Origin of the sequence: Delftia sp. WSY_16 (genome assembly GCF_043104415.1) — a bacterium.
GTDB lineage: Bacteria > Pseudomonadota > Gammaproteobacteria > Burkholderiales > Burkholderiaceae_C > Comamonas > Comamonas tsuruhatensis.
This window is the reverse complement of record NZ_JBICKS010000020.1, coordinates 1-1,279: the sequence shown is the minus strand read 5'-3', so window position 1 is coordinate 1,279 and position 1,279 is coordinate 1. Positions and strand designations below refer to the sequence as shown.

The following is a 1,279-nucleotide window of genomic DNA, read 5'->3' as shown; positions in this document are numbered from 1 at the left end:
GAGGCTCAACACTCTGAGAGGATTGAGCCATGAAGAAGACGAACAAGTTCTCGCCTGAGGTGCGTGAGCGCGCCGTGAGGATGGTGCAAGAGCAGCGCGGGCAGTACCCATCCCTTTGGGCCGCCATCGAATCCATCGCACCCAAGATTGGCTGCGTGCCGCAGACCCTGAACGAATGGGTCAAGCGCGCCGAAGTGGATGCAGGTACACGAGAAGGTGTCACCACAGCCGAAGCCCAGCGGGTCAAGGAGCTGGAACGCGAGGTCAAAGAGCTGCGCCGGGCCAACGAGATACTGAAGCTGGCCAGCGCGTTTTTCGCCCAGGCGGAGCTCGACCGCCGACTCAAGTCTTGAAGGCCTTTATCAACCAGCAGCGCAATGCTTTCGGGGTCGAGCCGCTCTGCAAGGTCTTGCAGGTTGCCCCATCGGCGTATTGGCGCCACGCCGCGCTGATGCGCGAGCCTCAAAAGCGCTGCACCAGAGCCAAGCGCGACGAGGTGCTGATGCCGCAGATTCAACGCGTCTGGCAGGCCAACATGCAGGTCTATGGCGCCGACAAGGTATGGCGGCAACTAAGGCGTGAAGGCACGACAGTGGCCCGCTGCACTGTTGAGAGGCTGATGCGGCAGTTGGGCTTGCGCGGGGTGATGCGTGGCAAGGTCGTGCGAACCACCACCAGCGACAGCAAAGCACAGTGCCCGCTGGACAGGGTCAACCGCCAATTCAAGGCCGATAGGCCCAATCAACTGTGGGTGAGCGACTTCACCTACGTTTCGACCTGGCAGGGTTGGCTCTATGTGGCCTTCGTCATTGACGTGTTTGCCAGACGCATCGTTGGCTGGCGGGTAAGCAGTTCGATGCGAACTGACTTCGTTCTCGATGCGCTGGAGCAGGCGCTCTACGCGCGCCAACCCGAGCAGGGCAGCAGCCTGATTCACCACTCTGACAGGGGCTCGCAATACGTCAGCATTCGGTACACCGAACGCTTAGCCGAGGCGGGCATCGAGCCTTCGGTGGGCAGCAAGGGCGACAGTTACGACAACGCCCTGGCCGAGACCATCAATGGCCTGTACAAGGCCGAATTGATTCATCGCCGGGCTCCATGGAAAACCAAGGAAGCAGTTGAGTTCGCAACGCTCGAATGGGTATCGTGGTTCAACCACCATCGCCTGCTTGAACCCATTGGCTACATACCACCCGCCGAGGCTGAGGCAAACTATTACCGGCAACTCGCCAGTCAGGGCACCGAGGCGGTGGTCTGACTTAAACCAAACAGCCTC

The 1,279-nt window shown here is 60.4% G+C and carries 1 protein-coding gene and 1 other annotated feature; the gene reads left to right on the top strand.

Features of this window, described 5'->3' with window-relative positions; genetic code table 11:
- Positions 1 to 29 precede the first annotated feature (29 nt).
- Positions 30 to 1,261 (top strand): IS3 family transposase gene (locus tag ACF8O7_RS13095; protein WP_392443477.1). Its coding sequence is split into 2 segments (ribosomal slippage): positions 30 to 318 and positions 318 to 1,261, totalling 1,233 coding nucleotides; the frame shifts between segments, so codons are not numbered across the junction.
- Positions 308 to 424: a sequence feature (AL1L pseudoknot), on the top strand. (Overlaps the previous gene by 117 nt.)
- Positions 1,262 to 1,279: the final 18 nt, after the last annotated feature.